This window comes from Amycolatopsis kentuckyensis, from assembly GCF_002155975.1.
Classification (GTDB): Bacteria; Actinomycetota; Actinomycetes; order Mycobacteriales; family Pseudonocardiaceae; genus Amycolatopsis; species Amycolatopsis kentuckyensis.
Window position 1 is genome coordinate 1 of sequence record NZ_MUMI01000351.1, and the last position, 6,632, is coordinate 6,632.

Annotated in this window: 5 protein-coding genes; 1 reads left to right on the plus strand and 4 read right to left on the minus strand. The window is 71.6% G+C overall.

Annotation, left to right across the window (positions count from 1 at the left end; all coding sequences use genetic code 11):
- Positions 1-328: 328 nt before the first annotated feature.
- Genes CCN39_RS30645 through CCN39_RS30660 form a run of 4 tightly spaced genes read right to left on the minus strand, consistent with a single transcriptional unit; the run spans position 329 to position 5,706 of the window.
- Complete coding sequence (locus tag CCN39_RS30645) at positions 329-1,687, minus strand: aminobutyraldehyde dehydrogenase (RefSeq protein ID WP_086847850.1); 1,359 nt, start codon at positions 1,685-1,687, stop codon at positions 329-331.
- On the minus strand, positions 1,684-3,327 hold the full coding sequence (locus CCN39_RS30650; protein ID WP_086847852.1) for a thiamine pyrophosphate-binding protein: 1,644 nt from the start codon (positions 3,325-3,327) through the stop codon (positions 1,684-1,686). The genes CCN39_RS30645 and CCN39_RS30650 overlap by 4 nt, the downstream gene beginning before the upstream one ends.
- Positions 3,324-4,268, minus strand: a complete 945-nt coding sequence (gene speB / locus CCN39_RS30655; RefSeq protein WP_086847854.1) for an agmatinase — start codon at positions 4,266-4,268, stop codon at positions 3,324-3,326. Before speB ends, CCN39_RS30650 begins: the two co-directional genes overlap by 4 nt.
- The gene (locus tag CCN39_RS30660; RefSeq protein WP_086847856.1) at positions 4,261-5,706 is read right to left on the minus strand and encodes a sodium:solute symporter family protein; all 1,446 of its coding nucleotides are present in this window, start codon (positions 5,704-5,706) and stop codon (positions 4,261-4,263) included. The genes speB and CCN39_RS30660 overlap by 8 nt, the downstream gene beginning before the upstream one ends.
- Before the next feature lie 97 nt (positions 5,707-5,803).
- Here CCN39_RS30660 and CCN39_RS30665 point away from each other — a divergent pair.
- Positions 5,804-6,632 (plus strand): PucR family transcriptional regulator ligand-binding domain-containing protein (locus CCN39_RS30665; RefSeq protein ID WP_208630457.1); only part of this gene is annotated, 829 nt, incomplete at its 3' end.

The window sequence follows — 6,632 nt, forward strand, 5'->3', positions numbered from 1 at the left end:
AGAATGGTGATCAGCGCGGTCACCGCCGTGACCACACCGGCCACGGCAATGAGCATGGCTCGGGTCGAGTGAAAGAAACCTCCAGAATCTTCGTGTTGGGAATCATAATCCGGAGGTCTTGTCCCGTGTACCATTTTCATCACTCTCGCCGATCGTGCGGGCAGGTGATTTCACCGTGTCCCGGCGGGCAGAACGGCGCTAGAGGCTTTGGCCCCGCCGGGCTGGTTTCTCACCCTTTCGGCTCAATAAAACTTACCGAAAAGAATTGTCGGAAATCGGCGGCATCTCGCCAGGCCGGCCCTCGGCCGAATCGCCACTTGTGCCGCGCTCATGCGAACCTCGTCATCACGTGCTTGACGCGGGTGTACTCGGCGAACGCGTACGCCGAGAGGTCCTTGCCGTGGCCGGAATGGCCGAAACCGCCGTGGGGCATCTCGGCGACCAGGGGGCCGTGCGTGTTGACCCACACGCAGCCGAAGTCCAGTTCGGCCGACACCCGGGCCGCGATGCCGAGGTCTCGTGTCCAGACCGATGACGCCAGTCCATAGGGGACGCCGTTGGCCAGTGCGACACCGGCGGCTTCGTTCGCGAAGGACTGGACCGTGATCACCGGCCCGAAGATCTCCTCCTGGACGAGCTCGTCGTCCTGCCGGAGTCCCGAGACCACCGTGGGGGAGAAGTAGAAGCCCCGCGAACCGAACCGGGTGCCGCCGGTCTCGATGCGGGCGTGTGGCGGCCGGCGCGAAATGAGGCCCTCGACGCGCGAGAACTGCGCCGCGCTGTTCAACGGGCCGTAGTCGACGCCCGGAGTCTGCGAAGCCGCGACTTTTGCCAGTGCGGCGACGAAGTCGTCGTGGATCGACTCGTGGACCAGGACCCGGCTGCCCGCCGTGCAGTCCTGGCCCGCGTTGTAGAACGCCGCGCCCACGATGCCTTCGGCCGTCGTCGTGAGGTCGGCGTCCGGGAACACCAGCAGGGGTGCGTTGCCGCCCAGTTCCAGGTGGGTGCGCTTGAGGTCGGCGGCCGCCACCGTCGCGACGTCGATGCCCGCGCGCGTCGAGCCGGTGATCGAGACGAGTGCGGTGATCGGGTGCTCGACCAGCGCCCGGCCCGTGTCGCGGTCGCCGGTCAGCACGGTGAACGCGCCCTCGGGCAGGAACTCCGCGGCCACCTCGGCCAGCCGCACGGCCGTCGACGGGGTCGTCTCCGCCGGCTTGAGCACCACCGTGTTGCCCGCCGCCAGCGCCGGGGCGATCTTCCAGACCGCCATCATCAGCGGGTAGTTCCACGGCGCGATCTGCGCGCAGACCCCGACCGGCTCGCGGCGGATCACCGACGTGTGCCCCGGGGTGTACTCCCCGGCCGCGGTGCCCTCCAGGTGCCGCGCGGCCCCGGCGAAGAACCGCAGCGCGCTCACGCACTCCGGGATCTCCTCTTCGAGCACCACCGACCGGATCTTGCCGGTCTCGCGCACTTCGAGGTCCGCGAACTCCGCCGCCCGGGCCGCCAGCGCGTCGGCGATCTTCAGCAGGGCCAGCTGACGCTGGGCCGGCGTACTGCGCCGCCAGATCGCAAACGCTTGCGCGGCGGCCGTCATCGCCTTGTCCACATCGGACCGGGAGGCGACGGTGCTGGTGCCGAACACCTCGCCGGTCGCCGGGTCGGTGAGGTCGAGCGTGCGGGTCATGCCTTCTCCAGGTGGGTCGGCGCGAACAGCTTCAGCAACGCGGGGAGGACGACGACGGACGGCCCGGGCGTGCGCAGGGCTTCGGCGAGGTCCGCGCCCACCGTGTCCAAAGAAGACAGCCGGGCGGGGACGCCGAACGAGGAAGCCAAGGCGACGAAGTCGGGCCGGGCCAGCTCGGTGGCCGTCGTCTGGCCGAACGCGTCGGTGAGGTACTCGCGCAGGACGCCGTAGCCGCCGTCGTCGACGATCAGCCAGGTGACGTCGAGGCCGTGCTGCACCGCCGTGGCCAGCTCGGCGACGCCGTACATCGCGCCGCCGTCACCCGACACGGCGAGCGTGGGACGCCCGGTGACGGCGCCGCCGAGCGCGCCCGGCAGGCCGTAGCCCAGCCCGCCCGCGCCCTGCGCGGTGTGGATCGGCGCGCCCTCGGGGTTCCACGCCGACCAGGCCCAGTACGCCGCGATCGTCATGTCCCAGAACGTCTGCGTGCCGTCGGGCAGTGCGGTGCGGATGTCGTCGACCAGCTTCCGCTCGACGGCCAGGTCCTGTCCGTCCAAACGCGACTCCACCCGCGCGAGCAGCCCCGAGACCGCCTTTTCGGCCCGGCCGTCGGACGCCCGCATCGGCACCCACTCCAGCAGCGCCTGCAGCGTGCGCCGCACGTCGGCGTGGAGACCCAGGCCCGGGTAGTTCGACTCCAGCTTCCCCAGGTCGGCTTCGACCTGGATCACCCGGCCGCGCGGGGCGAACTCGCGGTAGTTGCTGGACAGCTCGCCGAGGCCGGAGCCGAGCACGAGCAGGACGTCGGCGCCGGCGAGGAACTCCGTGGTGTGCCAGTCCTCCAGCCACGACCGCCCGGACAGCTCGTGGTCCCACGGGAAGACGCCCTTGCCGCCGAACGTCGAGATCACCGGCGCACGGAGGGCCTCGGCCAGGGCCAGCAGCTCGGCGTGCGCCCCCGACCGCAGCGCGCCGCCGCCGGCGAGGATCACCGGGTTCGCCGCCGCGCCCAGCAGCTCCGCGGCCGCGGTCACCAGCTCCGGCAACGGTTCCAGGGAAGCGGGCGTGGCCGAAACCGACGTGATCGGCGGGATCCCGGCCGGGCCGAGCAGCACGTCCTGGGGGATCTCGACCCACACCGGGCCGTAGGGCGCGGTCGCCGCCGACGTCCAGGCTTCGCGCAAGGCCGAGGGGATCTGGCTCGCCCGCCGCACCACGTGCACCGACTTCACGACGTCGCGGAAGCTCGCCTGCTGGTCGGGCAGCTCGTGCAGGTAGCCGTGCCGCCCGCCGCCGAGGCCGGCGACCGGGACCTGGCTGGAGATCCCGAGCACCGGCACCGAAGCCGCGCGCGACTCCTGCAGCGAAGCCAGCGTCAGCAACGCGCCCGGGCCGGTCGAGACCACCAGGGGCGTCACCGGCACCGGGCCGTCCGGGTCGGCCGCGAGCCGGGCGCGGGCGTGCCCGTCGGCGGCGAAGGCGAGGTTGTTCTCGACGCGCCCGCTGATCACGCGCAGGTCGTCGGCCCTCCGCAGCGCCTCGAACAGGCCCAGCGCGTGCTGGCCGGGCAGCCCGAACACCGTGTCGGCGCCCAGGGCCCGCAGGGTTTCGACGACGACGTCCCCGCCGATCCGGGTCATGCGCCCTTCCCCAGGGCCAGCAGGCTCACCAGGTCGTACGCCACGTGGGAGGCCGCGATGGCGGTGATCTCGGCGTGGTCGTAGGCCGGGGCCAGCTCGACGACGTCCGCGCCGACCAGGTTGAGGTCGCGCAGCCCGCGCAGGATCTCCAGCAGCTCGCGGCTGGTCATGCCGCCTGCCTCGGGAGTACCGGTGCCGGGCGCGTGGGCCGGGTCGAGGACGTCGATGTCGACCGAGACGTACAGCGGGCGGTCGCCGATGCGCTGCCGCAGCGCGTCGACCGTCTCGGCGACGCCCCGGCGCATGACGTCGCCCGAGGTGACGATGCCGAAGCCGAGCCGCCGGTCCTCTTCGAGGTCGCGCTTGCCGTACAGCGGCCCGCGCGTGCCGACGTGCGACAGCGCGCTCGTGTCGAGGATGCCTTCCTCGGACGCCCGCCGGAACGGGGTGCCGTGGGTGTACGGCTCGCCGAAGTAGGTGTCCCAGGTGTCGAGGTGCGCGTCGAAGTGCAGCAGGGCAACGGGTCCGTGCTTCTTCGCCGCCGCGCGCAGCAGCGGCAGCGCGATGGTGTGGTCGCCGCCGACGGTCACCAGCCGCGTCCCGTCCGCCTGCAGCGCTTCGGCTTCCTGCTGCAGCGTCTCGATCGCTTCGCCGATGTTGAACGGGTTGACCGCGATGTCCCCGGCGTCGACGACCTGCTTCTCGGCGAACGGCGAGACGTCCAGCTCCGGGTGGTACGGCCGCAGCAGCCGGCTCGCCTCGCGCACGGCGGCCGGGCCGAACCGGGCGCCGGGCCGGTAGGACACGCCGGAGTCGAAGGGCACCCCGACGACGGCGACGTCGGCGCGCTCGACCTGGTCGATCCGCGGCAGCCGCGCGAAGGTCGCGAAACCGGCGAACCGGGGGATGCGCGACGAGTCGAGGGGTCCGATGTTAGGCACTGGTGGGCTCCTGTTCCCGGTTCTCGATGGGCGTTTCCTCGCCGCTCAAGCGGCGGGTCCAGACGGAGAGGATGGTCTCGGGGGTGCGGGGCGTGGCGAAGCTGACCGCCAGGTACACGACCAGGCTCGCGCCGAGGCCCCAGTAGATCGGGGTGTTGGCGTCGACGCCGTCGATGATCATGAAGGCGATGACCGACAGCGTGCCGGCCACCATCGACGCGTAGGCGCCCTGCCGGGTGCCGCGCTTCCAGAACAGCGCGCCCACGATCGCGACGAGCAGGCCGCCGACCAGGATGTCGTAGGCGATGGTGAGCGCGTTGACGACGTCGTCGACGATCATCGCGATGCCGATGGCCAGCAGCCCGAGCACCAGCGTGGCGAGCCGGTTGCGGCTGACCTCGCCGCCCTTCTTCAGGCCCAGCTTGGTGAGCAGGTCCGACGTCGTCGTGGTGGAGCAGGCGATCAGCGCGCCGCTCGCCGTCGACATCATCGCCGAGAGCGCGGCGGCCAGGACCAGGCCGCGGACGCCGGTCGGCAGCAGGCGCTCGACGATCGTCGCGAAGGCGTCCTGCGCGCTGGCGATGTCCGGGTACAGCGCGTGGGCGGCGGTGCCGATCAGGGCGCCGGCCAGGCCGTAGACCAGGCAGTAGACGCCGGAGGTGATGCCGCCGGACGTGGCGATCGCGGGGGTGCGGGCGGTGAACACGCGCTGCCAGATGTCCTGGCCGATCAGCAGGCCGAAGGTGTAGATCACGAAGTAGGTGATGATCGTGTCGGTGCCGATCGAGGTGAAGCTGAAGAAGCTCGCGTCGAGCTTGGCGCTCATGCCGTCGAACCCGCCGGCCGAGCTGATCGCGACCGGCAGCAGGATGGCCAGGATGCCGATGGTCTTGATGACGAACTGGGCGATGTCGGTGAGCGTGATCGACCACATGCCGCCGAGCACCGAGTAGAGCACCACGATCGAGCCGCCGATCGCGATCCCGGCCCAGTTCGGCAGGTCGAACAGCACCTTGAAGATGGTCGCGAAGGCCAGCGTCGAGGTCACCGTGAGCATCAGGGTGTAGCCCCACATGACGACGCCGGACACCGCGCTGGTGCGGCCGCCGTAGCGCAGGTCGAGCATCTCGCCGACGGTGTAGACCTTCAGCCGCACCAGCCGCCGCGCGAACAACGCGTGCAGCACCAGGATGCCGACGCCGATGCTGACGACCAGCCACATGCCGGAGATGCCGTAGGTGTAGCCGAGCTTCACGCCGCCGACGGTCGACGCGCCGCCGAGGACGACGGCCGACATCGTGCCGGAGTACATGAACCAGCCCAGCCGCCGCCCGGCGACCAGGTAGTCGGACTTCGTCTTCGCGAGCCGGAGGCCGTACCAGCCGACCCCGAGCATGCCCGCGATGTACAGCGCGATCACCGCGTAGTCGCCGGTCACGGTGTCCTCCTCACGTCGTTTCGGGTCACCGTAGGTTCGCCGGTCGCCTCTTCGGCATGGGATGATTCATCCCCATGTCGACTTCGTTGGGGATGAAATGACTCCGATCACGGATTCGTTGTCCACGGAGGTGAATGTCCCGTTACGGGACGTGGTCGGCAACCGGGAGCTCGCGCTGGAGGTCGTCCCCGAGACCCTGCGGCCGGGCGCGCTGGACGCCCCGGTGCGCTGGGCGCACGTGAGCGAGCTGCAGGACCCCGCGCCGTACCTGCTGGGCGGCGAGCTGATCCTCACCGCGGGCGTCAACCTGCCGGAGCGGATCGACCGGTACGTGCGCGGGCTGCGCGATGCCGGGGTGACGGCGCTGGGGTTCGGGCTCACCCCGACGGTGCACGAGACCCTGCCGGAGCCCCTGCGCCGGGCCTGCGCGCGGCGTGGGCTGCCGCTGCTGGTGGTGCCTTCGCGGACGCCTTTCTTGGCGGTCAACCGGGCGGTGTCGGTGGCGTTGACCGAGGCCGGCCAGCGGGAACAGCGGCGGATCACGGCGGCGCGCGAGACGCTCACGCGCGCCGCAGGTGGTGGGCTCGGCGAGCTGACGTCGTCGCTGGCGGCGGTGCTGGGGTCCTGGGTCGCCCTGGTCGGCGCCGGGGACGTGCTGGCCTCGGCGCACGACGCGCCCACGCCGCTGCCGACGGCGGTGCGGGAGCTGATGGCGACCGTGCGGACGGGCAGCGGGATCCGGAGCGCGACCACCGAGCTCGACGGCGGGTTCGTCGTCGTCCAGCCGGTGTACCCGCAGGCCACGGCGTCGCACCTGGTGGTCGTCGGCCGGCCCCGGCGGCTCGACGGCGCCGAGCGGGCGATCCTCGCCGTCGGCGCGGCCCTGCTCGGCCTGGTCGGCCGCGCGGGCTCGGACGCGGCCGAGC

Excerpts from the sequence above, each read along its gene's own strand:
- CCN39_RS30645 (WP_086847850.1), bottom strand. The coding sequence starts at position 1,687 with ATGACCCGCACGCTCGACCTCACCGACCCGGCGACCGGCGAGGTGTTC.
- CCN39_RS30650 (WP_086847852.1), bottom strand. The coding sequence starts at position 3,327 with ATGACCCGGATCGGCGGGGACGTCGTCGTCGAAACCCTGCGGGCCCTG.